The following is a 26892-nucleotide window of genomic DNA, read 5'->3' as shown; positions in this document are numbered from 1 at the left end:
CGTCATCAACAACACGCAGCAGAGAGGACGTGGCCCGCTCATGACCGCGGACCAGGAGATCCAGGACGAGGAACTGAGGGGGGTCGCCCAGGACCCCGAACAGGCCCTGCGGCTGCGCCGGTCCCTGCGCACCATCGCCGGCGCGACCACGCTCGACCCGGCGCTGCGCGACATGGCGCAGTCGGCGCTGAGCGGGAACGTCGACGTCAAGGACGCCTTCCAGGACCCGCGTTACACCGAGGCCGTCTACCAGCGCCTGCACGAGATGCGTCGCGCGGCCGAGAACCAGACGTACGCCGAACAGCAGCAGTCCAAGGCGCAGTTCGGGGCGTGGGACGCGCGGCAGCAGGCCGAACTGGACCGCGAGCGCGCTGAGCGGGACGCGCCCGTGCACGGCTCGGGCGGTGGCCGCGGTGGACGGCCGACTCGGCACTTTCCCTGAACGGGCACTGCACTCCCTCTACATCGAGGTGCCGGCTCAGGGGTCACCGGTCCCGTCTGCACCGAGCCGGCGCGTGCGTGCGCCGCGGGGCTCGGCCGTTACGACGGCATCGCCGCCGACATTCCCGCGTCGGACTCGCATGAGTGGCTTGCGGAGGTGGCGCGTCGCCTTGAGCGGAGGCAGGGCGGTCTGCCGAAGGTGAACGGCCTTCAGCAGAAGGCTGTGAGCGACGCCCAGACGAGCGCGGCGGACACGGCAAAGGTCCTGGGGTGTGCCCGGAAGCCCAGCGAGCGCGCGTAGGTGTCGTTGTTCGTCACGCGGGCCGGCGCCTGCTCGCGACGAGGTGGGCCACGCCCCAGACGGCGACCGCGGCGACCACGAGTCCAAGGACCATGAGCCAGTCGACGCCACCGTGCGCCTCGTCGTTCCACCATGCCTTGGCCGGGAAGAAGGGCTGGGCCTCCAGCAGGCTCTTCAGCGCCATGAACGACTGTTCCTTGAGGACGATGACCGGGAGCGCGTCGGCGTAGCCGAAGAAGGTGCCGAGCGCGGCCACGATCGCTCCGCCGACGCGGGCACCGTTGCTGCGGTGCGCCATCTTGCCGACCAAGGCGCCGACGACCGCTCCGTTGAGGAGCGCGTGCGCGAAGTACAGGACGTTGGCCGTGGTCGTCGACTGGTCCCTGTACGTGGCCACGATGAGGCCGGTGTACAGCAGTGCCACGACGAAGGACACCAGGAACCCGAGCAGGACCGCACCGACCGGATTGCCGCCACCGGCATGCGGTTGCTGCGCGAAGGGCGCCGGCTGGTACGGCGGCGGGGGCTGCATCGGGTAGGCCGGCTGACCGGGGAAGGCCTGCTGTCCGCCGTACATCGCGGGCTGGCCGGGTACGGGCGGGGGCGCGGCCTGCATCGGCGGTTGCTGCGGGGCGGCCGGCGGCCCGAACCCCGGGGACTGCTGCTGGGCGGGCGGCGGGGATGGCTGGGCGTACGGGTTCGCGGGGTACTGCGGAGCCTGCGGCGGCTGCGGGGGTTGTTGCGGCGGCTGGAACGGCGGCTGGCTCATGATTCCCCGTGACGTCAGATCGAGTCGGCTGTTGACTTCAGCAAATTACCAGCGAGATCGGGAGGGGGCCGTCGGGGACGGAGCGGGGTGCGTGAAGGGTGAAGGACGCGTGGCCTTCAGAGGGAGAGGGCGCCTTTGCAGGCCCCGGGGCCACCGAAAGGCTGGCGGTGGCCGTCTCGGCATTGCGAACACCCTCGGCGTACATCTCGGTCGGCCTCGTCCTCCTCGCCGTTCTCCGGCTTCGGCGTGCTCGCTGGGCCGGTCGGCCGGTTCACGCCTCAGACGTAAGTGGCCTTGATGCCGCCGGTCTGCAGGAGGTGGATGTGGACGGGCTGCGGATCGTCCCGAGACATGGGGTACTTGGTCCTTGGCACTGATACGGGCCCGTAGGGCAACGCGACAGCGGCGCCTGGGCACTGCCTTCGGGCATCAGTGACGCCCTGGGCCGCCGTGGCCTCACCGCTACCGGCGTGAGCACCTCACAGAGCGGCAGAGATCCACGTGGTTCACGATTCGTTGTGCAGCGGGTAGGTCCAGGCTCCGGCCTGAGCTCCCTCGTGATCGATTTCCCAGACGGCGTCGTCGATGTGCTGTCGCAGCAGGTGCTTCTCGTCGCTGTTCTCAAGGCGTTCGAGGATACGGAGCCCGGTGACCCAGTGCGTCAGCATCGTCAGACACCGCTCGAGGTTCTGGGCGAGAAGGACGCCTTCGAGGCCGTCCTCGTCAGGATCACGGGGCATACGGAGTACGTGGCCGGATCCGCCGTCCACGACGATCGTGCCGCCCGTCCAGTCACCGAGACGAAAGAACGGACCGGCCTCCTCGGCCTGCTCCACTCCGGCAGGCCATGCCAGCTCTTCCAGGAAATCCGCTTCGCTCGGTCGGAAGGCGATTCCCGAACCGTCGGCCGCCGGCAGACCGACGTCCGTGAGGACACGGCGTGCAGTTGCGTCGGTCAGGCCGAGGGGGATGCGGTCCACGGGGATGCGCACGGAAGGGGCGTCCGGGAACAGCGCGGCGAGATCGGACGCGGTGGTCTGCGGAGCGTGCTTCGGCCTGGCGGGTCCGGCAGCGGTGCGGTTGCCGAGCAGCGGCCCGCCTGCCAACGTCGCCATCTGTGCCGGGGACTCAGGATCCGTGCTCCGCACCGCAAAGAGGCCGCCGACACCGCCGACCACGGTGACGGTGCCGAGTTCCAGGGCAACGGGGAGGAACTCGTAGTCCTCACCCGGACCTGGGACAGATCGGTCCTGCGTACGCAACTCCTCCAGGTTGGTCGGACCGGCGTCCGGGGACGAAGGCTGACCCTCCGCATACTCGGGGTCCCAGGTCAAAGGCGCCCGTTGCGCAAGGGGAAAGTCCTCGTCGGGCCATGGGCCCGCCAGAGGCTCCGAGGTTGCGAGGTCCCAGACACGGACGGCGTCGTCCACGTCCGTGCTCGCTACCACGGGCCGCCCGTTCCAGCGGACGGCGAACAGTTCGTAGACGGGGCCGGGGTGAAGGTAGCGGGGGTGGTATCCGCCGGGCGGGCACCAACGCGTCCACAAGGCTTTCCAGGGCATCCGCAGGCCGGAGTCCTCGATGCCCCGGCACAGTTCGGCATCACCTCTGGCTGTGGCCATCAGGTGCAGCCAACTTGCCCATTCCGCCTGGGAGGATGGCATGACGCCGTTCATCGTGAGGAAAACGGCGTCCGCGGCAGGGTTCGAGCCGAACAGCGACCCGTCGTAGGCGCAGTGCGCGGCATCGATCAGCGCGCTCTGCGGCAGAGCGGCCACTGCCTCACCCTCGCTCAGGAGCGCGTCGAATTCGTTTGCCTGCATCGCGTGCATGGCCAACCCGTGAGCCGCGTACCGGCCGACCGGGCCAAACCGTTCCCAGCCTTCTGGATGCCGTAGTTGCGGAGCGATCTCCCGCAGCCAACGGGTGATGTGCCGGTTGACGCTAATACGCTCCTCCTCCGGCGTACCGCGTCGCACTTCTTCAGGAATGCTTTCATCCACGAAAGACACACGGTCGTCCGTGAGGGTGAGCAGATCCGGAAGTTCTTCCACAAGGCCCAGGAGGGATTGCGTATCGAAATGGGGCACACCGAGGGCCTCGGCAAGCCGGCTCCATACGGGAACGGGCACCTGCCTGGGCTCGGAGAGTGCGAGCGCCCGGAGCGCGGGTGAATTCATCGCCGTGCTGATCAACTGGTCCACGCGTCCGTGTCCCTCGCTGGGCGGCGACTCGTCCAGCGTCAGCGTGACCACCCCCCGCGCAGGCCTTTCACCCTGCGGATCGTGCGGTCCTGCGTCGACGACCACGGCGGCGCCCCACAGGGCGAATCGCTCGGCTACATATCCCCGTACGAGGGAGGACTGCGAAGACCGCCTGGTTCCCCCTGCCCGCCAGGCATTGGAGATCAGGATGAGCTTGCCCTTGGCCAGCCGCTTGGCCGCACGACGGCAGCTGTGCGGTGTCAGATCGGCCTCCGCAACTCCCGTGAGGGCGAGCAGCCGGCGGAACACCTCTTCCGCGTCCGCGCCGGCCGCGTCCAGATGAATACTCTCGTCGATCTGAGCGTGCACCTGCTGGAGCGCGACGTGACTGCCGGCCCGGCTGACCACGTGGAGCCTGGACCCGCCGGGGCGCCCCGCACGGAACCAGTTCACCAGGTGCGTCGGCAGTTGCGTCGCGGAAAGAGACTCGAGGGAAGGGGCCGACTTGGGCATGGAACTCCTCTGTCCGCTGGTGTGGGCTTCACAAGGGCAGGGCGCCTTTGAAACGGGTGTTGGGTACGTCGGGGTGGGTGGTGGCGAGCCAGCCGTGGCCGTGGGTGTCTTCCGCCAGGTGGGGGCCGGGATGTACAGAGAGGTTGTCGGCTGCCGTGAACGCGTCGGGAACCCCTTCGGCATACGCCTCGGCCTCGTCTTCGTCGGCGATCTCCCTCTGAACGGCCTCGAAGGGCAGGGGCTCCCCTTCGAACTGAGGTTCCGTGTACGTGCCGTAGCTACGCACCATGTGACCGTCGCGGGCCACGTACCAGTTCTCGGAGGAGTTGTACGGGTCGAGGACGTAGAAGTGCGCTTCACCGCACCGTTCGCTGAGTTTCCTGGCCAGCAGGAAGCCGTCGAGTTCGTCGAGGAACGAATTGCCCCACAGCATGCGCCAGTTCTTGATCGGCCCTTCTGCGCGCCAGTTCTCGAATTCCGGGGTGATGAAGACGCGGTAGGCCCGGTGCTTCTCGCCGTCGGCGTGCCGGAACTCCAGCGAGTCGGCGGCCTGAGTGGCGGCGGCCACTCCCATGACGCTGGTGGCGGGCCGGACGTCGTGCAGGCCGAGCGCGGCTACGGCGTCGTCGAGCCGGTCGGCCGGGAAGGCCAGCCAACGGCCCCCTTCCGAGGGGGTCTCTACGGGGCGTTCGTCGAGGATCTTGATCCGCACGAGTCGATCCACGGCACGCCGGTCGCTCTCGTCGAGGGCGTCCGCGCCACCCAGTTCGACCAAAAGCTCAAGCGCGCTGCTGCGCAGCCGACCGGGCCCTTCACGGCGGATCTCGCGGAGACGCAGGAGCCCTTCGTCACCCAGAAGCTTGATGACATAGCGGACACTGGAGTTCGGAATTGTCGACCCCCGGTCCCTGGTGTACGGCAGGAGATGGTGCACGGCGGTGGGTCCGAGCGCGACCAGCCCGTCCAATGCGGCATCGCGAACCACGTGATCCCGGGACGAGAGGTCTCCGACGAGCGCTTCAACGGTGCTCTGCACGGGGCGTAATCCTCATTCTGTGTGTAGTCCGCCGGCATGCCGGGACAAGGCGTGGTGTTCCGCCGCGGATTGTTTGTACAGCCAAGCGGAGACGGCTACTCGGTGTCCCACGCGTCCAAGTCCCCGTCGAAACGTGCTCCCGGTGATCGGCGTCTTCGGTCACCGGATTGATCCGGGCCGCCCACTCGCGGAGGCTGCGGCGCGCGTTGGCCTGTTCTGTCGACACCGATCGTACGGACGAAGGGAAGGTGATCTGTCAGTTCAGGGAGGCCGACCGTGGTCAGGAAGTGACGGCTTCCCTCATGAACCAGATCGATCGGCAGGGCGCTTTCCGGCAGTCGTCGGCACGTACCCTGACCGAATGAGGCGTCGAGCCAGGAACGAGCTGGTGCGGTCCGTGCCGACGCGCCCAGAGCTGGATCTTGTTCGACCAGTCCCGCCAGTTCCGGAACTCGACCGTCGTCCCTGTCTTCACCCCCGGGTGCGGAGGTGAGCAACAGATCGTTTCTTGCCGGAGCCGGCACCCACGGTCTGTCTGCCGATCGTTCGACAACACATTTGAGAGTGGGGCGCGCAGCGCCTGAGGGTGCGGAGCACGTGGTGGGTGATCTCGTTCGCTTCGTCCGATGTGACGAACCTGTCCGCCCATTGGACGTTTCCGAGGAATGCGATCCCGTTCTGTCCGACGCGAAAGGCATCCGAGACGAGCGAGCCGGAGCTTTCGGTGACACCCCACGCCGCCAGCAGCCGGTGTGCGATTTCCTCCGCGGTCATGCCTTGGCAGTCCACGAAGACGGCCCGGGGGTTCCGAGCCGCCAGCACACGCAGGAGCTCTGCCTTACCGCTCCCGGGCAATCCCCGTATCGCCAGCGTCTCGTACGGGCCGCCCGGTGCGGCCAGCCAGGTTTCGATCTGCTCCGCAGCCTGCTCAGCCGCCAGTTCCACAGGGCTCCCACTCCGTGTCCGACCGCACCACCGGGAGGGGCTGGGGCGATCGGTTCATGCCTCAGACGTAGTCGTCACCATATGTCGCAAGGTCCCATGTGCTGTCCTCGAAGTCGTAGCCCTCAAGAATGTGCGTCCAGACCTCGCCCTGGGCCGCCTCGGGATCGATGTGCCGACACCATGTGGCAAGACCGTTCCGCGCATCCTTGTGGTCGGGAGCACCTGGACGGTGGGCCCTGCGGAACTCGTCGAAGAGCCTGACCATGGCGAAGAACTGAACGAGGCTGCTGCCGGCCAGCGGTTCCGGCAGGCCGCCGGTCGTGTCACGGAGTACTCGTCCGGTCGTGCCGTCCAGCAGGAGCTTCGAGTACATCCATGAACCGAGCTCGTAGAAAGGGCCGTTGCTGGGCGGCTCGCTCCGGGCCCGGAGATGACGAGGGACGTTCCTTCCGCGGCCGGGCCATGCAACTTCGTGCAGGGGACGGTCGCCCCGTGGAGTGATGGCAAGGTGCAGGAAGTCTCGGATCTCGGGCAGGCCGATGTCGGTAAGGAAACGGCGGGCCGCGTCGTCGATGCCTGCGGGCACCTGGTCAGGGCCGAGCTGGTGGCAGGCAGAGGCACCGAACGTCTCTTCCAGCCATTCCCGCAATGCGTCGCCGCGTAGGGCGGCTGCCGCACGGCCGGGCAGAGGCCAGGGGGAGGGTTGGCAGTGAGTCGCGACCAGAGGCTTGCCCGGATAGGGCGGTTGTACGTGATCGTCCACCGCCGACGTAGTCACGGCGAAGAGTCCCTCCGTACCCGCCACGCACCAGGTGTCGGCCATACGGACGGCCTGGGTGACGGACGCCGGACACCGAGGCGGCACAGGGGAACCCGCTGGTGGGTTGTGCTCCCAACCGCGTTCGCCGTGACGTGCGAAGACGATGGGGGAATCTTCCGCGCGACTGCGGGCATCGACCCAATCCCAGTCACCTTCGACGAGAGCACCGCGCACCGTGACTGGCGCAGAGGCACGGTCCCCGGTCGCGGGGTCCCACTCCTGCCGCACATAGGCATAGCGGGGAGACGCGTTCTTGCCCGTCGTTGTGTCTCGCGCGGTGACCAGCAGTGCATCGGGTTCGAGACTCGTGATCCCGAACTCGTCGACCCTTCCCGCGTCCTGTGGACGCAGTCCGAAGAGGCCCGGAGGCCGCCACCGGGTCCAGACTGTTCGCCAGGGGAGTTCCGCCGCCGCGCTCACGAGCTGATCGGCCAACTCCGTACGTCCGGCACACAGAGCCGCATGATGCAGCCAGGCGACCCATTCGCCCTGTCCCGAGGGGACGATGCCCTGGGCTTCCATGTAGTGCAGGAGCGCGGCGGTGCTCGCGTACGGAACACCATCCGGATAGGCGACGGTGAGCGCCTCATACACGCCTGTCGGCAGCAAGTGAGCGAGTAGACGCCCGTCGTCCAGCAGATCGGGCAAGGAGCCTGCCAGAGCGGCATGCATGGGCAACGCACGGCTGGCGTACCGAGCCGCCGGGTCTGGGGACGCCGGCCTGTTCCGGTGTGAGGCGCTGACGGCGGCGGACAAGGCCTCGACCACTCTTGCCTGAGTAGCTGCCGTGCTGGGCCACGCCCGACGCCAGGCATGCGCGAGTGCGTCTGAAACGAACTCCACCTCTTTGGCGCCGGAATCGTCTTCGGTCACCGAGAGAACGTCCGGCGTGCGGCGAGCAAGGGCGAGCAATTCCCCGGCGTCGGCCGGTGCGCCGGCGGAAGCGCAGAGCAACTGCCATACGGCAAGCGGGGTTCTGCGAAGTTCCGTGGCCGCAAGAGCTTTTATCCGGGCGTCGACCTGAGACCGGTCACCGTTTGGACGGATCGGCGACCGGTCGGACAGCGCGATGGCGTACTCGTGATTCACAGGCACCGGAATGAGCTCCGGGTCCCGCTCGGCCATCACCCACACGTCTCGGCCGCCGAACCGTCTGAAGCCTGCAGCGAGCACTCCGGCGATGCGTGCCGGTTGGGCGGAGGTCAACAGTTCCCCGGCGTACTGCACGTTGGCGAGGAGGATCACTACCTCGCCAGGCGTGGGGCGGGTCCCGCACGCCTCACGCATACGCAATGCGACGGCGTCCGCCGTCATTCCCCGACAGTCGATCCAGATGGATTCGGGGATCCGCTGTCGTACCTGGTCCAGGAAGTCCGTCTTGCCGGCCGCCGAAGGACCGGTGACGGAGAAGACCGGCCGTGTGCGAGCAGGAAGAGTTCGCCACGCCTCGATGCGCTCCCAATTCTGGTCGAGAGTCTCAGGCAAGAGAGGGTCCTTTGCTGCACGGGTCTGACCTGGGCAGCCTCACGGTAACCGTAGCTGTCGGCATCCAGGACGTGGCCCCTTCATGGGGGGTCGTCGGTAGGGGGCGCGAGCGGATCGGCTGTGCTCCGTAGCCCTGCAGATCGCCCTTCAACCATGGCGCGAGGCCACTTGGAAAGAGTTCGTCCCACTCAGATTTTGTCCAATTGTCCGGCGAGCGCCGCTTGCCAGTTGGACGAAGCAGCCGCTTCAGGGTCGATCTCTCTTGCCCAGGACTTCATACTCCGGCGGGCGTCCCGTTCTTCGGCGCTTCGGACGGGGAATTCGCTCAGGCGGAACTGGCGATAGAGACCGACCAGCGTCAGGAACGAGAGCAGGCTGCTGCCCAGGAGTTCGTTACCGGCGGCGGACATCAGGACGACTCGGCCGCTGCGAGTGTCCAGGACGACAGGCTGCGCGAGCCAGTGGCCCAGGAGGGAGAAGCCTACGGGCGAGCCTGGATCCACGAAGGGTTCGAGACCGGACCGATCGATGGGCACGGTGGTCAGAAACGTCGGCGCTGTCCCGTCGAGGGCGGGGAAGCCGGTTTCACACAGGACCATCCGGGCTTGCGATTCACTGAGTTCGGCGGGAACCTCGCTCGCTGGAATACGGCCCAGAGCGTGCTCGCCGAACGTCCTCGCGAGCCAGGACGTGAGGGCCTCTCCCCCTTCGGCGACGGGGGAGGGCAGGGGCCACAGGGCAGTCGCGGAATTCAACGACAGGAAGGGCTGCTGCCACACGCGCGGGCGGCCTGGCCCAGACGTCAGCTCTCCGGCGTTCAGCACGTCGAAGACGTACAGGCCCCTTGGGCCGTAGCCCACCCAGCGTCCGTCTCCGGCGGCTTCCACCGCGGTGCGTGCGATCAAAGGGCCCGGCCAGTCAGGGTGCTCTGCCGAGGGGCGACTGTCGGGCCGACTGGTGTCGAGAGCGCTTCCGACGGTCCGTGTCACACGTCCCTCGTCATCGACGAACCGGTGGACGACTCTGGGTTCCAGCAACTCCTCGCCGTCGGACAGCCGCCAGACACGCTCCCGCCTGTGATCGTCCCCCCATTCATCGGCAGCGTCGCCCAGGGCTTCTTCGAGTTCGTCCTGGCTGAAGACACCGCCGTGTTCACTGGCGACGACGGTGGCATCGGAATACCTGCCGACGCTGACGTCCTCGACCGCTCCCGGCAGATCCGGTCTGGCACCCAGTACTCCGTAGGGGCGCCACTTCGACCATACGGTGCGCCAGGCGAGGGGAACGTGGCAGGCGTCTTCGAGCCTGTCGGCCCAATCCCGGCGATCACGGTTGACGGCAGCCCAGTGCAACCACGCCAGCCATTCACCTTGCGCATCGGGAGCGACACCGTCGCAGTGCAGATAGTGAGCGTCAGCAGCGACGCCCGGGACCGGAGGACCTCCAGGCCAGGCGAGTTTGATCGCTTGCTGCAGCGAAACACGGTCGGCGATCGCCGCAAGTGCCGGCTGTTCCTCGATGAGGCGCGGCAACTCTCCGGAGAGCGCCGCATGGACGGCGAGCGCGCGGCCGGCGTACGCGGCGATCCGCGGTTCGGCCGTACCGGCCCGCACCTTGACGGCCTCGGCGAGAAGCACCTCGGTGACGGCCAGTTGTTCCGCCGGGGTGATCGGCTCCACCTGACGGAGCAGACGCGCCAGGCCGTCCGACGCCAGCCGCACCGTCGGGGTGCCGTCTTGGTCCGCCCGCAGAAGGAGTACGTCGCCGAGCTGCTCCGCAATACGGCCGAGGGCGAACCCGGTGTGTCTATCGCCCAGCACCCCGTCCATGAACTCCCACACGTGCAGGGGCACTTCAGGCAGCTCGGCCGTGGCCAAGGAGCGCAGCGCTGGGTGGGCTGCCAGAAGATCCGCCGGGTCGACTTCGTAGGGCCGGCCGTCCAGCAGTATCTCGTCGGGGGTCTCGCCCTCGGCACGGGCCCTTGGCTCAAGCCCCTCCAGCACCGGGAGTACGTGACCGCCCCCCTGGCTGGTGAACCTGCCGATCAGGCGATCGATGAGCTCCGAGTCGGTCGACGAGTGGAAAGGGCCCGCCCATTGCACGTTGGCGAGAAGCACGATTCCACCCGTGCGCAGACCCGACAGGGTGTCCGTCAACGGGTCGCTCAGCGGGCGACGCCGGACTTGGAGGCCGAAATGCCTGAGCAGCCGACTGAGTACCTGCTCCGCGGTCAAGTGACGGCAGTCCAGGAACAGCGAGCCCGGCAACTCCTCGTGGAGGCTGCTCAGAAGAGCCGTCTTGCCCGCTCCCGGCGAGCCGTACAACAACAGCTTCGGTGCGTGGTGAGGCGGGTCGGCCAACCAGCTCACAAGCTCCTGATCTGCGTCTTCGGCCAACACTGTGCATCACTCCGATCAGACCGGGCCGATGAGCGTCAGGGTACGTCAACGCCGGCCGCGAGCTTCATCCACACTCTCGCCAGCTCACCGCGGAAACGGTGCATGTCCGCGTTGCGGGCATCGACGGCCTCCTGCCGCACCCTCTCTGTCTCGGCCTGCCGCTCGTCAGGCGGCAGACTCTCGATCCGGGCCACCTCATCGGGGGAAAGATCCCCCAGGCGGTAACCGGCGCCGTAGACAACCTTGGTTCGGTTTGCTGCCTCAGGAATCGCCGCGCGTTCTTCCTCGGTCTTCTCGTGATATTTCTTCAGCTCTTGGTCGGCCGGACGTTCGAGTTCGTGGGCGATGTAGTCGGCACAGTTGGCGTTGGCCGGATAGGTCCGATTGCCGCAGGGCTCGAATTCCGTGTACATGATGGGTGCTTCGTAGCGGCCAGGGTCTTCCTGGTCCAGTCGGCGATAAGCCTCACCGAGTACGGGCTCGGAGTGATCCAGCGGTGGGTTGGAGGAGTCGATGATGTAATGGATCTCCGTGGTCCCGTCGGGCCTGTGATCGATGATCTCCAGCGCTGCGAAGTTCTTGCCCGAGAAGTCGGGCCGCATCATACGTCGATGCTCGCGCATGGCGTCGATCTCTTCCTGCGGCCGTCCTTCGCTCTCGGCCTGCGCGATGGCTCTGTTCAGTTGTGCGTCACCGACGTGCTGGTTCCACAGCTTGTTGAACTTGAGCCGTTCACGCGAGATTTCCTTCTCGGTCTTCTGCGGGCTGTCGCCCTCACTGAGAGCCTCACCGCTTTCGGCGAGCGCCTGAGCATCGTGGTCCGCGAGATTCCGAGTCGCGGCATAACGTCGAGCGAGGGGCGCGGGGTCCAGGTGGTCGCCACGCGTCGGCTTGTGTCGTGAATGGAGATCGGCGCCACCGGAGTCGTCGACGGCGTGAGCGTCGTGGAATGCGCTGCTGAGGCGTGCGATCGCGGCAACTGTCGCGGCCTTGTTCTCTCGCGACATCTCCTCGAAGCCGGGACGAAGCAACGCGTTGAGTCGATCCTGGGTCAGTCTGCCGCTCTCGGATGCTTCCCGGATGGTCTGCAGAAGCGGTGACGGATTTCCCTCCGCCCAGCGATGGAGATGCTGGGCGATGCCATGCAAGTCGGTCTGCACCACTTGGTTGGTGACACGCAGCAGATCCTGCGATTCGTCGCCGAGCATGTTGTGGTGGACCGATGACTGATCGCCGTCCTGAACAACTCCGTAGCCGGGGTGACCTTCGGGGCCGGAACTGTCCAGTGGCGTGTTGGCGATTCGCCGCGCTCTGGCCAACTCTGCCGCACGCTCGGCCGGCGTCTTCTTCGGCTTCTTCGGCTGGTTGTCGTTCTCCTGACTGTCCTTCTTGTCGCCTTCCCCCTTGTTCTTCTCATTTCCTGCTGCGGGGGCCTCAGGACCGTGTCGATGGTCCGTCGAAGTTGCCTGGTCGGTCGTCGATCGTTGCGCGTGTTCGGCGGCCCTGTGGTCGCCCGGCGAGTCGTTGGGCGCGGTGTGCGACGTGGAGGGAGCCGTGTCATGCCCAGGGGGTGTGGCAGCCGAGTCCTCGGACAGGTGGGTGGGTGACGATTCGCCGTCTCTGGAGGAGCCCGCATCACCCGTATCGGAAGTGACCGGGGCGCTGCCTTCGGTACGAGTGTCGTTGTCCGGCGGTGACACCTTGTCCTGCGCGGGCAGCGAGTCCTGGTCGTCGCCGCGCTTGGTTTCGGGCCCGCTGTCGACAGGGGAATCCGCCCCGCTCGTATCGGGTTGTGTCGGATCCGCATGCGAGACGCCGCTCGAGGAGTCCTGAGCGGGAGAAGCGTCAGGCGTCTCACCCGGTGCGTTCGACTTCCCCTGGCTCGTGTCGGTCACGTCGGTCGTGGACTGCGGGGATACCTCGGTCCCATCTTGCGACTCGTTCGTCGTTTGGGAAGGGCTCGCCGTTTGGGACGTATCAGCACTCTGTTGTGAGCCGTCGGTGCCCTGCCCGGACTGGTCCGTCCCCTGACCATGTGGCTGGCTGGTGTCGATCGGGTTGCGGTTGGCGTCCAGGGGGATGTGCCAGACGTGGGTGGCCTGGTCGATGTGGAGGGGCTGGGTGCTGACCTGGCCGCTCTGGGTGTCGATCCACACGATCTTGCCGTTGTGGTTGACGACGTTGAAGGCGTGGCCGCCGCCGCCCGGCCAGTCGACCTGGACGATGGCCGCCGAGCCGGGGCCCGCCTGCTGCAGCGTGTTGGCGATGTTGTTCGCCGTGTTGGGGTCGCCGCCGGGGCCCGCGTAGGTGTGCGCCGCGCCGGTCCAGCGGATCTGGTTGTCGTTGGCGTTGTCCTCGGGGGACCAGAGGTCCGGCTTGCCGTTCGCGTCGGTGTCGAGCGTGCGCGGCGCCGAGACCTGGGGATTGCCGTACCAGGTCTCCAGGAACGAACGGGAGCAGTCGGCACAGTTGTTGCTTCGACCCGGGACGTTGACGCCGCCGTCGTTCTGGAGCTGCGACCAGTTGCCGTCGAAGGGGTCCGGGTAGCGCTGCGGGGTGCCGTCCTCGTTGCGCGGTACGGCGTCCGCCAGGGCCTGCTGGTCGGACGGGTCGGGGTCGGTCAGGCCGCCCGGGTAGTGGTCCAGGTCGCTGCGGATGTCCTGCAGGCTGTCCTGGTTGGGGTGGTTCGGTGACGTGGTGTCGCCCGGCGTGGCTTGCGGCGAGCCCGGCGCGTGCGGGGTGGCGGGGCCGGCCGCGTGGTGCGGCGCCGCCGCGGCCGCTGGCGTGCGGATCGGCGTGTGCACCGGGACCGGCGTCACCTGGTTCTGGTGCTGTTGCTGCTGCGGGTTGTTCGACTGTGCCGCCGGCTGCTGCGGGGAGGCGGGGGTACTGGGGGTGTTGCCCGCGGGCTGCTGGGGGCGGTTGGGGGTGGTGCCGGTACCGGTGTCGGGACCCGGTTGGTTCTGACGGCCCGGCGTGCCGGTCGTGCCGCCCTGCGCCGTGGGGCCGTCGGTACGGCCACCCGGGGGCGAGGAGTTCGGCGAACTCTGGGACGCCGAGGAGTTCGGAGTGCCGTTGCTCGACGGTGACGTCCGGTCCGATCCGGATCCGGTCGAGGAGGACGGCGTCGACGTGGAGTTGCCGGTGGACGGCGATGTGGTCCGCGGAGAAGAGGACGGTCCCGGGTTCGACGTGTTCGGGTTGGTGTTCGTGGAGTTGGAGCTCGGCGTGGTGGTACGCGTGCTGCCCGTCGGGTCCGTGCCGGTGCGCGGGGTGGTGCGGTCACCCGGCGTCGAGTTCGCCGGGTTGTTACGAGAAGTCGTCCCGTCGCCGGGGGTGTTACGGGACGTCGTCCCATCGCCCGGCGTCGACGTACGCGGCGTCGTCCCGTCGCCCGGCCTGGTCCCCGGCGTGGTGCTCCGCGGTGCCGTGCCGTCGCCCGGCGTCGTGCTCCCCGGCGTGCGCTGGCTCGGTATTCGCCCGTCCGGCGTGCTGCCCGGCGTACGTCCGTCCCCCGCACCGGACACCCGGAGTCCGGCCCCTCCGCCGGAAGCCCGCCCGTCAGCCGTCGCGGATGCGGACGCGGATGCGGACGCCGTCGGCGTCGGAGTGCTCCGCGGTGCCGTCGACGACGTAGGACTCGGTGTGGAAGCCGGCCCCGACCCGGTCGCGGTGGCCGTACCCGACGCGCTCGCCGAAGCAGTCCTCGCCGCACCCGAGTTGGGCGTCGGGCTGCTCGGGCTCGAACCCGACGACGTCGTGCCGCCGGACGAACTGCCGACGTGCGGCGAGCCGCCGCCACTCACGCTGCCGCCCGTCGACGGCGCCACGGGAGACGTGGGCATCGACGAGCCGCCGTCGGGCCGCCCGCCGCCGGCGGACGGGTCGCTCGACGTCGGAGTGGACGTGGGTGCCGCGTTGGTGTGCGTGGGGGCGCTGGCGGCCAGGCTGTCGACGTTCGTGCTGATGCCGCCGCCGTGTCCACCGGTCGACGGCGTCGCGGACGTACCCCCGGACGACGCGGAGGCGGCCACGGTGTGCGGCGTCGGCGACGACAGACCCGAGACCGACGAGCCGCCGCCGGAGTGGGAAGGGCCGGAGACGTTCGGGCCGTCGGACGAGCCTCCGGAGTCCGCACCACCGGAGGACGAACTGCTCGGCGAGGGGTCGTCGAAGTCGGACAGCGTCGGTCCCGCGTGGGACACCGTCGGCCGCGCGGCCCCGGAGTCCGCCCCGGACCCCGCGTCCGCACCTGACCCGGAGTCCGACCCCGAGTCGGAGCCCGGACCCGAACCGACGTCCGGCGCGCCTATGGTGTTGCCGCCGGTGTCGGCGGATATCCCGCCGCCGATGTTCGCACCGGAGTCGTGGCCCCCACGCGTCGACGCCGAGGAATCCGAGCCGTCCGAATGCGACCCGGAACCGGACGAGGAGTCCGAGCCGCCGTCGCTCCCCGAACCCTCGGAACCGCCAGAGCCGTTGGACCCTTCAGAACTGGTGGACCCCTCAGACCCGCTGGACCCCTCGGAACCCTCGGAGCCCTCGGAACCCTCGGACGAGTGCGAACCCCCCTCCCCGTCCCCGGAACTCCCATGCCCGTCGATACGGCTGTCGATCGCGTGGTGTGCCCGGTGCCCGGCCTTCTCGCCGAGGCTGTCGCGGACGCCCTCGGCGAGGGTCTGCGGGGTCTGCTTGATGGCGTCCCAGCCGGCGTTCGCGCCCTGCTTGGCGGTCGTGGCGAGGTCGTAGCCCTCCTGGGCGCCGAAGCCGACGTTCACCGTCTGGCGGATCAGGTCGGTGATGATCGCCTCGATCGCCGAGATCGCGGGCTCCTTCATCGCCTCGACGATCGCCTCGATCAATGCCTCCTTCAGCTCCTTGAGGAGCCGGCGCACGATCAGCCGCGCGGCCTGGGTCGCACCCAGCGCGCCGACCTCGGACAGGCCGAAGGTGAACGGCGCGGCGGCCTGCGCCGCGGCGATCTCGATGGCGAGCGCGATGAGTTGGGCGATGACCGCCCACTTCGCGAACTCGACGATGTAGGCGCAGGCCTCCAGCACGGTCGCGATGGTGTACGCGGCCTGCGCGGCGTTCGCGAGGTAGCCGTCGCCGCCGCTGTCGAACTTCGCGTACGTCTTGGTGAACGCGTCGATCGACTCACCGGCGTTGTGCGCCACCACCTGGCGGGCGCTGGTGTTCGCCGCGGTGTGCAGTTCGGTGACGTCGTCACCGAACTTCCGCCAGATGTTGGCGCACTCCTTGAGCTTGTCTTCGTTCGCCGTCGGCCAGTCGTAGCCGAGCATCTCGAGAACCCACTCGAGCTCGCTCGGCAGCATCATCGCCACAGCAGAAAGCACCCCCGTCAGCCGATACGGCCGTACAACTCCCTCATCGGTCAAGGGGAATCACACAGAAGTACAGCCGTTCGCAAAGCTTACGGAATCACCCGCGAGCAACTTCAGAGGGTTGCCGTCACAAATCCGTTGCAGGTCCTGTGCAGGTCTGGTGCAGACAGCGCCCACGGTGCCCGGACGGTGGACAGGTCAGACCTTCGTGAAGCACAGGGTGTAGTCCAGCTGGTGACTCTGGTGGACCTGGATGCCGTAGGCGTACTTCGAGCCGCACTTCTGGTCGGGGCCGAGCAGCTTGTCGGCCGTCCTGTACTCGGCCTCGGGGGAGCCGCAGTCGACGATCGTCGGCAGCGGTTCGCCCTGCGGGTCCTTGACCTTGACGCAGTCGCCGATGTTCGGGTCGTGCGTCGCGTCCTCGGAGGCCTGCGCGGACGCCGCGGCCTCGGCCTTCGCCTTTCCGCCGTCGGGGTCGGTGTTGTAGTCGTAGACGTACCAGGCCAGTGCGCCGAAGACCGCGATCACGATGGCCGCCGACTTCACGACCCGCAACGGCCCGCCCGGGCGCGGACGCTGAGGCCCCTGCGGCATCTGCGGCTGCTGCGGGTACCCGTACGGCGCCTGCGGTTGCTGCGGGTACCCGTAAGGCTGTTGCGGCTGCGCATAGGGCTGCTGCGGTTGCCCGTACGGCGGTTGGTTCTGGTACTGCGGCGGAGGCGTCGACATGCCTGAAAAACCCCGTGGTTGACATCAGTGGTGGAGAAGGAAGTGGACCTGCGCAGGCTATACGCCCAGGTCAGGCGGGTCCCAATCGAACCCGCTCACACCAGGTAACTGATCAGGAAGGACAGGATGCCGCCCACCGAACCCACCCCGGTCATCCCCAGAACAACCACACGCGTCCGGCCCCGCCCCGCCGCCTCCCAGGCACCGTCGTACGACACCCGGCTCCGCCCGAACGGCGCGTACCCGGTCGCGAGGCAGAACAGCCCGAGCCCCGTCAGCACCCAACCCCCGAAGAACGCGGCGAAGTAGCGCCAGGCCCGGTCGAGGCCGCTCTGCAGATACTCACCACCCGCCCGCTGCACCGACAACTCGGTGCCCGCCGCGTACCGCTGCCTGACCCGCACCGACGCACCCGCCTCCCGGTCGGCTCCGCCGTCGGCCACGAAGACGCCCTCGCACCGCACCGGCCGACGGTTCTTACGGCTGCTGCGGGACGCGTTGTTCGGGTAACTCACCTCGCACCGCTGCACGGTCAGCGTGCCGTGGGTGCCTGCCCAGCCCGCCAGGTACGACCCCTGGTACGCGCCCCACCCGCTCAGCGCCAGCCCGGCGAGCAGGAACACCAGCCCGCCCCACCGCCCGAGACGGCCCAGCGCACCACTCACCAGACCGTTGAGGCCGGTCGCGGAACCGTCTCCCGCGTCGCCCTTCCCCGTACCCTGCGCCTGAGCCATGACGACGAGGTCCTTCCCTGACGAGGTCCTTCCCTTCGGAACAAGGGCCCAGCATGACACCCGGCCGTGACGGGAGATACTGCTGGAGTCCGAGAGACGAGGGCCAGCGAGGAGAAGCGGCATGACCAGGCGACCCGAGAACTCACCCACCCCGGAGGGCACTTCGCCGGAGCGGGGTGTGCTGGACGAGGCGCTCGAACCGGAGCAGATCCGTTCGCTGAACTCCGCCCTGCGTCAACTGTCCAAGAACGACGGCGTCGACAAGGACCTGCAGGAAGCGGCGAAGAAGCTGCTCTCCGGTCGTCTCGCGCTGCGCGACGCGATGGACGACCCTGGCATCGCTCGCGCCCTGGGTAGCGGCATGGCGTCCCTGCGCGGGCAGTGGGAGTCGCTGTCGGAGGAGGAGCGCGACCAGGTCAGGCACGGCGAGCCGCTGGACGGTGCGCACCCGTCCGGCGATCCGTCCGAGCCCGGGAAGCCGGAGACCGAGGGTCGTCCCTCACGCTTCGCAAAGAAGAACCAGGGCCGGCACAGCGGCGGATTCTCGCTGTACTGAGCACCCGCCGCACGAACCGGAGCAGATCAGCCGTGCTGCCTGCGGTACAGATCGATGGCCGCCTGCGTCGGGTAGTTGGGCACGGTGACCGTCTCGCCGGTCTCCTTGGAGACCACGATCTTGCTGCCGCCGGGCGGAGTCGGCTGAGGCCGCCCGGCGGCGTCCGTGACCGGCGGGAACACCGCGTAGACCAGGTAGCCGATGTCGAACTCCTCGACGCGCAGCTCGGCGCGGGAGCCGTCGGGCATCCTGGGCTCGGCGAAGCGGCTGCGGACGATGTCGAGGGCCTGTTCGGGGGTGGTCGGCGGTGCCGGGTGGTCCGAGGTCACAGAAGGTCTCCCTGAGTCTGACTCGTTGGGTGCGGATTTCGCGGCCGGTCAGAACAGCCCGTGCCACATCTGCTCGACGATCAGCGACCACCAGGTCTCGGCGTTCGCCAGCGCGGACGCGTCCAGGGCCACCAACTGCTCCTGCAGCGCGGCCACTTCCGCGCCCGCCGCGACCGGGTCCAGGCCCCGCATCCGCTGCCGTACCGTCGCGAGCAGCGCGAGGGAGCGGGCGAAGGCGGCGGCGGAGACGTTGACGTAGCGGCACTCCGCGGTGACCGGGTCCACGGCCCACAGCGCGCCGAGGCCGTCCGGCTCCGTCGTACCGGGCAGGCACTGTACGGCGATGACCGCGACCCCGTCGAAGCCGATCCGGGACAGGTGCGCCAGGGCGCCGATCTTCTCCTCACCGGCCGGGCTCTGCCGCTCCCGCAGGTTGGTGGCGACATCGGTGAACAGGCCGCCGGGCGGCGGGTTGTCGGCCCGGTCCGCGGTGAAGAACAGCGGGACGTCCGCCGGGAGCCCGGCCCAGGTGAGGGTGGACTTGGTGGTCTCCGGCAGCGGGCTGTCGGCGATGTCGTCGGCGGCGTAGCGCCGTACGCCGGTCTCGCCGAAGACCTCGACGAGGTGCCGGCCGAGAGCCACGTCGCGCATCGGCTCCGCGGGCGTCACCCGGGTGGGGACGGGGAGGCGGTGCGGGCGGGGCGGCGGCGTCCGGCCCGCCACCTGGTGCAGCATCTCGACCTGCTGGATCAGCGCCTGGACCCCTTCGGCGCGCTCCTCGGTGCGGGACCCGTAGGTCTGCGAGCAGGAGAGCTCGGCGTTCGGGAAGGAGTTCAGCAGCTCGGACGTGTAGCCGCCGGGGAGCAGGCTGGGACGCAGATCCGTATGCACGGCAAGGACGCTGTCCGCGGGCACGTTCATCCGGCGCAGCTCCGCGTACGCCTGGTACTCGGCCGGGGGCAGGCCGGGGCCGGAGTTGCGGAAGAGGGTGGTCTCCTCGCCGTTCGCCGGGTCGACGTAGGTGAAGACGGCGGTGTTGCCGGGGCCGGTGACCGGACGGGCTCCCTGGGCCGCGGCCGTGCCCTGTGCCGTCGCCTGCTCCTGGCTGTTCACGGGGAGGCTCCTTCGGGTGACTGGTCGGATGTCGGGAACGGTGTGCCGTTACGAGGCTATCGCCGGGTCGGCCGAGCGAATCCGCAGGGCCTTCGCCCCGCGCCCGGTCGCGACGAGCAGGATGCCGTCGGGGGAGAGGTCGGCGGCGGTGAAGGGAGTGTCCGAGATGAGCGCGGCCACCACCTCCTCGCTCGCCCGGTCCCAGACGCGCAGGTAGTCGGCGCCGCGGCTCAGGCCCAGCGGTGCGGCGGCCCGCTCCTCCTCGGAGGGACGCAGGATGTGCGCGGGATCGACGTCACCGAGATCCTCCCCGCTCACGAGATCCCGCACCAGTACCGCCGAACCGGCGCCGCCCGCGTCCTCGCCGACCGGCCGCGCTCCAGCCGTCCCCGCGGGCACGACCAGGACGGCCACCGGGACGGGCGGTCCCTCGGGCCGGGGCGCGCTGCCGACCGTGACGGCGTCGACGTCGCCGACCGGCAGGCTCCACAGCGTCCGCCAGGGCAGGTCGAGGCCGAGTCGGCCGTGGACGGCGTCGGCGTACTCGGGCAGGCCGTCCTCCACGAACGCCGTCTCCAGCAGGCCGGCGCGCAGCACGACCTCCGCCTGCGTACGGGTGAGCAGAGGCGCCGTGCGCAGGTAGGTGCGCGCCGGCGGGCCGAGTTCCTCGGTCGGGACCGCCTCGACGGCGGCGCGCAGCGACACCGGGTCGGCATGGACGAACAGCCCCGGATCGGTGAGGAGTTGGGGCAGCAGGCCCGCCTCGAGGGTGTGCCCCGCGATGTGGTCGCGGACGTACGGGTCGGCCTTGCTCCAGTCCTGTTCCGGCACGGCCTCCAGCAGCGCCATGGCGACCTGGGTCTGGGCGGCTCGGACGTTGGGCAGACCGGCGCGGATCTCGTCGCCGACGGCGGGGTGGAACAGCCGCAGCAGCGTGCGCCCGCCGTCCTCCGCCGCTTCCTCCGGCTGCACGAACGGCCCGACGAGCAGCATCCCGTCGGCGAAGGCCTGGCTCATGTCCTGCCCGGCGATCGCGCTCGCCAGCCGCGGCCACAGCTGGACCGGGATGCCGTCGGCCTCGGCCAGCGCGAGCGGCGCCAGCAGCAGCCGCAGGGTCTGCGGGTCGGCGCCGAGCCGGCGGGCGTGGAGGTCGAGGGCCTCGCCGACGGAGGTCGGCAGGTGACGCTCGTCGGCCGGGTCGTAACCCTCGGGTGCCATCAGGGCGCAGTTGACGGCGAGTTGGGCGACCAGGTGGCTGGTTCCGGCCCGACTGCCGATGGCCGCTCCGAGGGCGAGCCGGACGGCGGGATCGACGGTGAAGGGCAGCTCGGGCGCCCCGAACTCCGGGTCGAGCGCGGCCTGGGCGTGCAGCACGAGACCTTCGGGGTCGGCCCACTCCGGCTCGTCGAGATCGATGACCTGCACTTCACCGGACGGCAGGCTCCCGGCCAGTTCGGCGGCCAGCGGCCTGGGCACCTCGGCCAGCAGACGGACCGTCCCGGTGGCGGCCAGGGGTGCGAGCACCTCCCGGACGAGCCGCGCGGGCTCGTCCGCGGCCCGCACCGGGCCCGCCCGGTCGACGTCCGGGACGACGACGGTCACCGGCTCGGCGCGCGCGTCCAGCTCGGCGTAGACGCCCTCGGTGCTGGTGGCGGTGAGTTCGTAGTGCTCGGCGAGCAGCCAGAGGACCTGGGCCGCGGTGAGCCCGTCGGGGGCCGGTACCGCGGGGGCCGGCAGCTCCGGCGGCACCGTCGACGGGTCCATCTCCTCCAGCGGCAGCCGCTTGCGGTAGTCCGGGTCGCACAGCATCAGGAACCCGGTGATCAGCCGGGAACGCCCGCTGCCTGAGTGGCCGGTCAGCACGACGACCCGGGGAGCGCCGGGCGCCGCCGCACGCCACGCGGCGAGCGCACGCAGCGCGGCGACCCGACCGCCTATGTGAGGGTGCGGTGCGTAGTCCTCGGTCACGCCGGTCATGCTTCCCCGTCCTCCGCCATCACGGATGCCTCTTCACCAGACATGCCGTGTCCGTACGGCATGCGAGTCGATCTTAGGCACCGAGTGTGAGGACGGTCGCGGCCTACTCGGCCGCCGCGCCCCCGCCACCCGGCGTCGACTCCAGGTCGAACTCCCCGTCCCGCGCGCCCAGCACGAACGCGCGCCACTCCGCCTCGGTGTAGCGCAGGACCGTGCCGTGGTCGAGGGACGACCGCATCGCCACCGCGCCCCCGGGGAGGTAGGCGATCTCGACCCGCTCCTCGTGCTCCTCGGTGCCCGGCGCGCTGTGCCACTCGGCGTCCGAGATGTCGAGTGCGTACAGCTCGTCCCGCTCCCGCTCCTTGCGCGCCTTGATCTGCTCTTCCGTCTCGGCCATGCTGCGGGGCCCTCTTCCTCACGCGCGAACGACGTACGCGGTTCACCCTAGTGGCGGGCGCCGCGCATCCGCCTGCGGATCAGGCGTTTTCCACCTTCGTGAACGTGCCCTGCGCGGCTCCGGGCGGAAGCTTGACCTGGCCGTCGTACTCGGATGTCGTCTTCTGCCAGATGTCGACCTGGTCGGCCTCGTTCTGTTCGTGGGCGACGCCCATCTTCGTGAAGGCGAGGCCCATGCCCGCGAGACGCTCGGCGAGGCTGCCCATCGACTGGTACATGCCGTCGCGCAGGCCCTCGTAGACGACGCCGAACTTCTCGCCGATGTCGTCGTCGCCCCACGGCGGGGTCTGGCCCTGCTCCTGCGCGCTGAGCCCGTTCTGCAGGGCGGTGACGGCCTTCGAGAAGTTCTGGCCGACCGTGAACATGTTGAAGCCCTCGGTCTTGAGGACCTGGGGATCGGAATCCATGTAGTCCGACGACACAACTGCCCCCCGTGGCTCGTCCGGCTCGTCTTTCGGCTCGTCTTTCCTCGTGCAACGTCACCATAGCGGCCCCCACCGACACAAGGGGGGCGGCACCCGTGCGGGCGCCGCCCCCCCCGATACCCGGTCCGGGGCTCAGAAGCGGGCCGGCAGCCAGCCCGTCTGGATGAGCTGCCCGCCGCGCCGGCGGGTGTGGAAGTACCCACGGCCGGGCGGCAGTTGCGAGGCCGTGATGCTGCCGAGCAGCTGGCCCTCCGAGCGGTCGCCGGAGAGCACCACGCCCTGGGCGCCGAGCTCGCGCATCCGCTGCATGACCGGCTCGTACAGCGACCGGCTCGCACCGCCCGAGGACCGCGCGATGATGATGCGCAGACCGATGTCACGGGCGAACGGCAGGTACTCCAGCAGCGGCGCCAGCGGGTTCACGCCGGTCGCGACCAGGTCGTAGTCGTCGACGATGACGAACGCGTCCGGGCTGCTGTACCAGCTGCGGTTGCGCAGCTGCTCGGGCGTGACGTCCGGGCCCGGCATACGGCGGTGCATCGAGCCGGCGAGACCCTCCAGCGTCTCCGTCAGCGCGGGCGCCGAGGCGCAGTACCGCGACAGGTGCGAGTCGGGCACGCCCTCCAGGTGGGCGCGCCGGTAGTCACCCATGACGATCTTCGCCCGGTCCGGCGTGTAGCGCTCGGTGATCTGCTTGACCAGCATCCGCAGCAGCGCCGACTTACCGGACTCGCTCTCACCGAAGACGATGAACAGCGGGTCGGTCTCGAAGTCCACGAACACCGGCGACAGCGAGGACTCGTCGATGCCGATGGCGACACCGCGGTCCGGGTGCTCGAAGCCCTTGGGCAGCCGGTCCGCCGCCAGCATGGTCGGCAGCAGCCGGACGGCCGGGGCGTGGTTGCCCTGCCAGTTGTCGTTGACGCCGCGGATGAGGATCTGCGTCGCCTCGGACAGGTCCTCCGTCGAGGAGGAGCCGTCGACGCGGGGGAGCGCCGTCATGAAGTGCAGCTTGTCCTGGGTCAGACCGCGGCCCGGGATGCCGGCGGGCACGTTCTGCGCGACCTTGCGGTCGATCTCCGACTCGGTCGGGTCGCCGAGCCGCAGCTCGATGCGGTTCTGCAGCATGTCCTTGAGCGCGGGCCGCACCTCGGTGTAGCGGGACGCGGTCAGGACGACGTGCACACCGAAGCCGAGGCCGCGCGTGGCGATCTCGGTGACCGTGGACTCCAGCAGCTCGTAGTCCGTCTTGAAGGTCGCCCAGCCGTCGATGACGAGGAAGACGTCCCCCCAGGGCTGGTCCGGCAGATGCCCGGCGGCCCGCCGCTGACGGTAGGTCTGCACCGAGTCGATGTTGTTGGTGCGGAAGTACTCCTCGCGGGCGTTGAGGATGCCCTCGACCTCGCTGACCGTACGGCGCACCTTCTCGGCGTCCAGCCGGTTCGCGACGCCGCCGACGTGCGCCAGCTCCTCCATCGCGATCAGACCGCCGCCGCCGAAGTCCAGGCAGTAGAACTGCACTTCGGCCGGCGTGTGGGTGAGGGAGAACGACGCGATGAGCGAGCGCAGCAGCGTCGACTTGCCGGACTGCGGGCCACCGACGAACAGACCGTGACCGGCGCCGCCGGAGAAGTCCCGGTACAGCACGTCGCGCCGCTGCTCGAACGGCTTGTCCACCAGGCCGACCGGCACGTTGAGCCGGCCGAGCGCGGTGTAGTCGGGCGCGGTCAGGCCGCGGTCCTGGGTGACGGCGAGCTGCGGCAGCAGCTGCTCCAGCGAGGGCGCCTCGTCCAGCGGGGGCAGCCACACCTGGTGGGCGGGCGGACCCTGGTTGACCATCTTGCCGACGATGACGTCCAGGACGGTGTCGGCGAGCGCGTCGTCGACGCGGTTGTCGGCCTCCGGCTCCTCGACCACCGGCTGCGGCGGCAGCGCCACGTGCTCCGCCGTGAACAGCGCGGGCCGCAGCTGCGTCGAGCGGTGCACCCGGGAGGGGCCCTCGCCGTGGTACGCGCCCGACACGTACGCCGCCTTGAAGCGGACCATGGTGTCGGTGTCGTAGCGCAGGTAGCCGGAACCGGGGATCGACGGCAGGTGGTAGGCGTCCGGGACGCCGATCGCCGTGCGGGACTCGGCGGCGGAGAAGGTGCGCAGACCGATCCGGTACGACAGATAGGTGTCCAGGCCGCGCAGCTTGCCCTCCTCCAGGCGCTGCGAGGCCAGCAGCAGGTGCACGCCCAGCGAACGGCCGATCCGGCCGATCTGGATGAACATGTCGATGAAGTCGGGCTTGGCGGTGAGGAGTTCGGAGAACTCGTCGAGCACGATCACCAACGACGCCATCGGTTCGAGGGCGGCGCCGGCGGCCCGGGCCTTCTCGTAGTCGTGCAGGTTGGCGTAGTTGCCCGCGGTGCGCAGCAGTTCCTGGCGGCGCTGCATCTCACCGGTGATCGCGTCCCGCATACGGTCGACGAGGGTGAGGTCGTCGGCGAGGTTGGTGATGACGGCCGCGGTGTGCGGCATGTCCGCCATACCGGCGAACGTGGCACCGCCCTTGAAGTCCGCGAGGATGAAGTTCAGCGTCTCCGAGGAGTGCGTCACGGCGAGGCCGAGGACCAGCGTGCGCAGCAGCTCCGACTTGCCGGAACCGGTGGCGCCGACGCACAGGCCGTGCGGGCCCATGCCCTCCTGGGACGCCTCCTTCAGGTCCAGCATGACCGGCTCGCCGTTCTCGCCGACGCCGATCGGCACCCGCAGCCGCTCGTGCAGCGTGCGCGGCCGCCAGGTGCGCGAGACGTCGACGGCACCGGCGTCGCCGATGCCCATCAGGTCGGTGAAGTCCAGGTTGGACAGCAGCGGTTCGCCCTCCTCGGCCGAACCGACCCGGTAGGGCGCGAGCTGGCGGGCCAGGGACTCGGCCTGCTCGGGGCTGAGCACGTCCGGCCTGCCCGTGTACGCCGACTCGTGGCCGACGAACAGGCGCATCCGCTCCGGCTTCACGAAGATGGTGAGGCCGGCCCGCAGCTCCTCCTCCAGCTCGCCCGGGGCGATCTCCAGGAAGGTGACGCCCTGCAGCCCCTCGACGCTGGCGAGTTCGGAGTCCGGGGGCACGGTGCCGCCGTCGAGGATCACGATCAGGTGCGGCTGGTCGTAGACCGGGTTGGCGTCCCGGTTCCAGCGCGGACGGTCGTCGAGCTGGTCGGCCAGCGCCTCCTCCAGCTCACCGAGGTCGTCGAAGAGCAGCCGGGCCGAGCCCGCGCCGTCCTTGGCCTTCGGGTGCTGGCTGTGCGGCAGCCACTTGATCCAGTCCCAGTCGGCCGCCGAGGAGGGGTGCGCCACGACCGCGACCATCAGGTCCTCGGGGGAGTGCAGCGTCGTCAACTGGGCAACCGTGGCACGGGCGTTGGCGTACACCGTGTCCGTCTCGCCGCAGACCGTCACGTGGTAGAAGGCGCGCAGCGACACGGAGACGGGCAGGTCGTTGAGCGAGCCGTGCGCGTCGAGGAACGCCTTCATGGCGGCCGCCGTGAGCGGCTCCAGCTCCTCCTTGGGGGCCGTGTCCGGCGCGACGAGCGGGGTGTTGAGCTGCTGCACGCCGCGGCCGATCCGCACGGAGGCGAAGTCCGCGTCCGTCGGCCGCCGTTCCCACAGCCGCTTGCCGTCGGCGGCCACCGCCCACAGCTGGTCCGGCTCGGGGTGCTGGAACAGCTGGCTGCGCCGCTGGAGTTCGGCGGTCTTGTGCACGTCCTTGCGGACCTGCTCCAGATAGCGGAAGTAGTCACGCCGGTCCTGCGCCATCCCCGCGCCGCCGCCCTGGCGGGACTTGGCGTACTGGGCGATGGCCATGGCCAGTGTGGAGGCCAGCATCAGGCCGCCGACCACCCTCATGTACGAGGGCAGGTTGGGCATGAAGAAGAAGCCGACGGAACCCAGCATGCCCATCATGGGCAGCAGGTTCATCAGCATGCTCTCGTCGCCCTCGCGGGGCAGCTCGGGCGGCGTCTCGAGCCGCACCTCGCCCTCGGGTACGGCCGGGGGCACTGTCCGCGGTGGTCGTTTGATGATGACGACGCTCACCGATGCACTCATCCTTCGCGATTGATACGTCCTGGCACCGACGCCCCCGTGTACCGCGACGTTCTTGTTCGCGTAGGCGTCGTTCGCGTAGGCGACGATCCTACTGATGGCCGAGGTGGGCGAGGGAGCCAGGCGGATGGAGATGCGGCGCAGGTCCTGGGAGGAATGGGGGAGGCCGGCCTGTCGTGGGTGCGACAACGGATAGGGTGGCGCTCCGCGTCGTACGAGCGACGCGAGG

General features: G+C 69.4%; 19 protein-coding genes and 2 pseudogenes. 4 read left to right on the top strand and 17 right to left on the bottom strand.

Annotated features, from left to right (window positions below):
* Positions 1–40 precede the first annotated feature (40 nt).
* Positions 41–442: a hypothetical protein gene (locus M8J74_RS30420; protein ID WP_249839518.1), complete on the top strand. Its 402-nt coding sequence runs from the start codon at positions 41–43 to the stop codon at positions 440–442.
* Positions 443–755: 313 nt separating this feature from the next.
* Here M8J74_RS30420 and M8J74_RS30415 read toward each other — a convergent pair whose 3' ends face one another.
* The 8 genes and pseudogenes from M8J74_RS30415 to M8J74_RS30385 all read right to left on the bottom strand — a co-directional run.
* Positions 756–1511, bottom strand: a complete 756-nt coding sequence (locus tag M8J74_RS30415; protein WP_249839517.1) for a hypothetical protein — start codon at positions 1509–1511, stop codon at positions 756–758.
* Positions 1512–2017: 506 nt separating this feature from the next.
* Positions 2018–4228 carry an SUKH-4 family immunity protein gene (locus M8J74_RS30410; RefSeq protein WP_249839516.1) on the bottom strand — a complete coding sequence of 737 codons (2211 nt, stop codon included), beginning with the start codon at positions 4226–4228 and terminating at the stop codon, positions 2018–2020.
* Positions 4229–4256: 28 nt separating this feature from the next.
* Positions 4257–5264 (bottom strand): hypothetical protein, encoded by a 1008-nt coding sequence (locus M8J74_RS30405; protein WP_249839515.1) that lies wholly within the window; start codon positions 5262–5264, stop codon positions 4257–4259.
* A 95-nt stretch (positions 5265–5359) separates the two neighbouring features.
* A complete protein-coding gene (locus M8J74_RS45065) occupies positions 5360–5788 on the bottom strand; it encodes an SUKH-4 family immunity protein (protein WP_372500319.1) in 429 nt (142 codons plus the stop codon).
* Positions 5736–6209 carry a hypothetical protein gene (locus M8J74_RS30400; RefSeq protein ID WP_249839514.1) on the bottom strand — a complete coding sequence of 158 codons (474 nt, stop codon included), beginning with the start codon at positions 6207–6209 and terminating at the stop codon, positions 5736–5738. Before M8J74_RS30400 ends, M8J74_RS45065 begins: the two co-directional genes overlap by 53 nt.
* 61 nt (positions 6210–6270) lie before the next feature.
* The gene (locus tag M8J74_RS30395; protein WP_249839513.1) at positions 6271–8514 is read right to left on the bottom strand and encodes an SUKH-4 family immunity protein; all 2244 of its coding nucleotides are present in this window, start codon (positions 8512–8514) and stop codon (positions 6271–6273) included.
* A 188-nt stretch (positions 8515–8702) separates the two neighbouring features.
* Positions 8703–10913: an SUKH-4 family immunity protein gene (locus M8J74_RS30390; RefSeq protein ID WP_249839512.1), complete on the bottom strand. Its 2211-nt coding sequence runs from the start codon at positions 10911–10913 to the stop codon at positions 8703–8705.
* Positions 10914–10948: 35 nt separating this feature from the next.
* Positions 10949–13375 (bottom strand): annotated as a pseudogene (locus M8J74_RS30385) (toxin glutamine deamidase domain-containing protein); the annotation flags it as partial.
* A 607-nt stretch (positions 13376–13982) separates the two neighbouring features.
* On the opposite strand from M8J74_RS30385, the gene M8J74_RS30380 reads away from it, so the two are divergent.
* Positions 13983–15662 carry a hypothetical protein gene (locus M8J74_RS30380; RefSeq protein ID WP_249839510.1) on the top strand — a complete coding sequence of 560 codons (1680 nt, stop codon included), beginning with the start codon at positions 13983–13985 and terminating at the stop codon, positions 15660–15662.
* Positions 15663–15713: 51 nt separating this feature from the next.
* On the top strand, positions 15714–15956 hold the full coding sequence (locus tag M8J74_RS30375; RefSeq protein ID WP_249839509.1) for a hypothetical protein: 243 nt from the start codon (positions 15714–15716) through the stop codon (positions 15954–15956).
* Here the strand turns inward: M8J74_RS30375 and M8J74_RS45170 are convergent.
* From M8J74_RS45170 to M8J74_RS30365, 3 genes and pseudogenes are all read right to left on the bottom strand, one after another.
* Positions 15869–16216: pseudogene (locus M8J74_RS45170) on the bottom strand (WXG100-like domain-containing protein); the annotation flags it as partial. The gene M8J74_RS30375 and the pseudogene M8J74_RS45170 sit on opposite strands and share 88 nt — an antisense overlap.
* A 240-nt stretch (positions 16217–16456) precedes the next feature.
* Positions 16457–16987, bottom strand: coding sequence for an LppU/SCO3897 family protein (locus tag M8J74_RS30370; protein WP_249839508.1), 531 nt, complete (start codon positions 16985–16987; stop codon positions 16457–16459).
* A 95-nt stretch (positions 16988–17082) separates the two neighbouring features.
* Positions 17083–17721, bottom strand: coding sequence for a hypothetical protein (locus tag M8J74_RS30365; protein ID WP_249839507.1), 639 nt, complete (start codon positions 17719–17721; stop codon positions 17083–17085).
* 121 nt (positions 17722–17842) lie between these two features.
* Here M8J74_RS30365 and M8J74_RS30360 point away from each other — a divergent pair, with 121 nt between their 5' ends.
* Positions 17843–18277 (top strand): hypothetical protein, encoded by a 435-nt coding sequence (locus M8J74_RS30360; protein WP_249839506.1) that lies wholly within the window; start codon positions 17843–17845, stop codon positions 18275–18277.
* A 26-nt stretch (positions 18278–18303) separates the two neighbouring features.
* Here M8J74_RS30360 and M8J74_RS30355 read toward each other — a convergent pair whose 3' ends face one another.
* From M8J74_RS30355 to eccCa, 6 genes are all read right to left on the bottom strand, one after another.
* Positions 18304–18606, bottom strand: a complete 303-nt coding sequence (locus M8J74_RS30355; RefSeq protein WP_308406126.1) for an SUKH-4 family immunity protein — start codon at positions 18604–18606, stop codon at positions 18304–18306.
* A gap of 48 nt (positions 18607–18654) precedes the next feature.
* The gene (locus tag M8J74_RS44865; RefSeq protein WP_249839505.1) at positions 18655–19719 is read right to left on the bottom strand and encodes an SUKH-4 family immunity protein; all 1065 of its coding nucleotides are present in this window, start codon (positions 19717–19719) and stop codon (positions 18655–18657) included.
* A 48-nt stretch (positions 19720–19767) separates the two neighbouring features.
* Positions 19768–21696 (bottom strand): ATP-binding protein, encoded by a 1929-nt coding sequence (locus tag M8J74_RS30345; protein WP_249839504.1) that lies wholly within the window; start codon positions 21694–21696, stop codon positions 19768–19770.
* A gap of 103 nt (positions 21697–21799) precedes the next feature.
* Positions 21800–22093, bottom strand: coding sequence for a DUF397 domain-containing protein (locus M8J74_RS30340; RefSeq protein WP_249839503.1), 294 nt, complete (start codon positions 22091–22093; stop codon positions 21800–21802).
* Positions 22094–22172: 79 nt separating this feature from the next.
* Positions 22173–22559, bottom strand: coding sequence for a hypothetical protein (locus tag M8J74_RS30335; RefSeq protein ID WP_159104135.1), 387 nt, complete (start codon positions 22557–22559; stop codon positions 22173–22175).
* A gap of 150 nt (positions 22560–22709) precedes the next feature.
* The gene (eccCa, locus tag M8J74_RS30330; protein WP_249839502.1) at positions 22710–26654 is read right to left on the bottom strand and encodes a type VII secretion protein EccCa; all 3945 of its coding nucleotides are present in this window, start codon (positions 26652–26654) and stop codon (positions 22710–22712) included.
* Positions 26655–26892: the final 238 nt, after the last annotated feature.

The organism is Streptomyces panaciradicis, from assembly GCF_023516615.1.
Classification (GTDB): domain Bacteria; phylum Actinomycetota; class Actinomycetes; order Streptomycetales; family Streptomycetaceae; genus Streptomyces; species Streptomyces panaciradicis.
The sequence above is the reverse complement of the archived record's forward strand: the minus strand, read 5'-3'. Positions and strand labels throughout refer to the sequence as shown.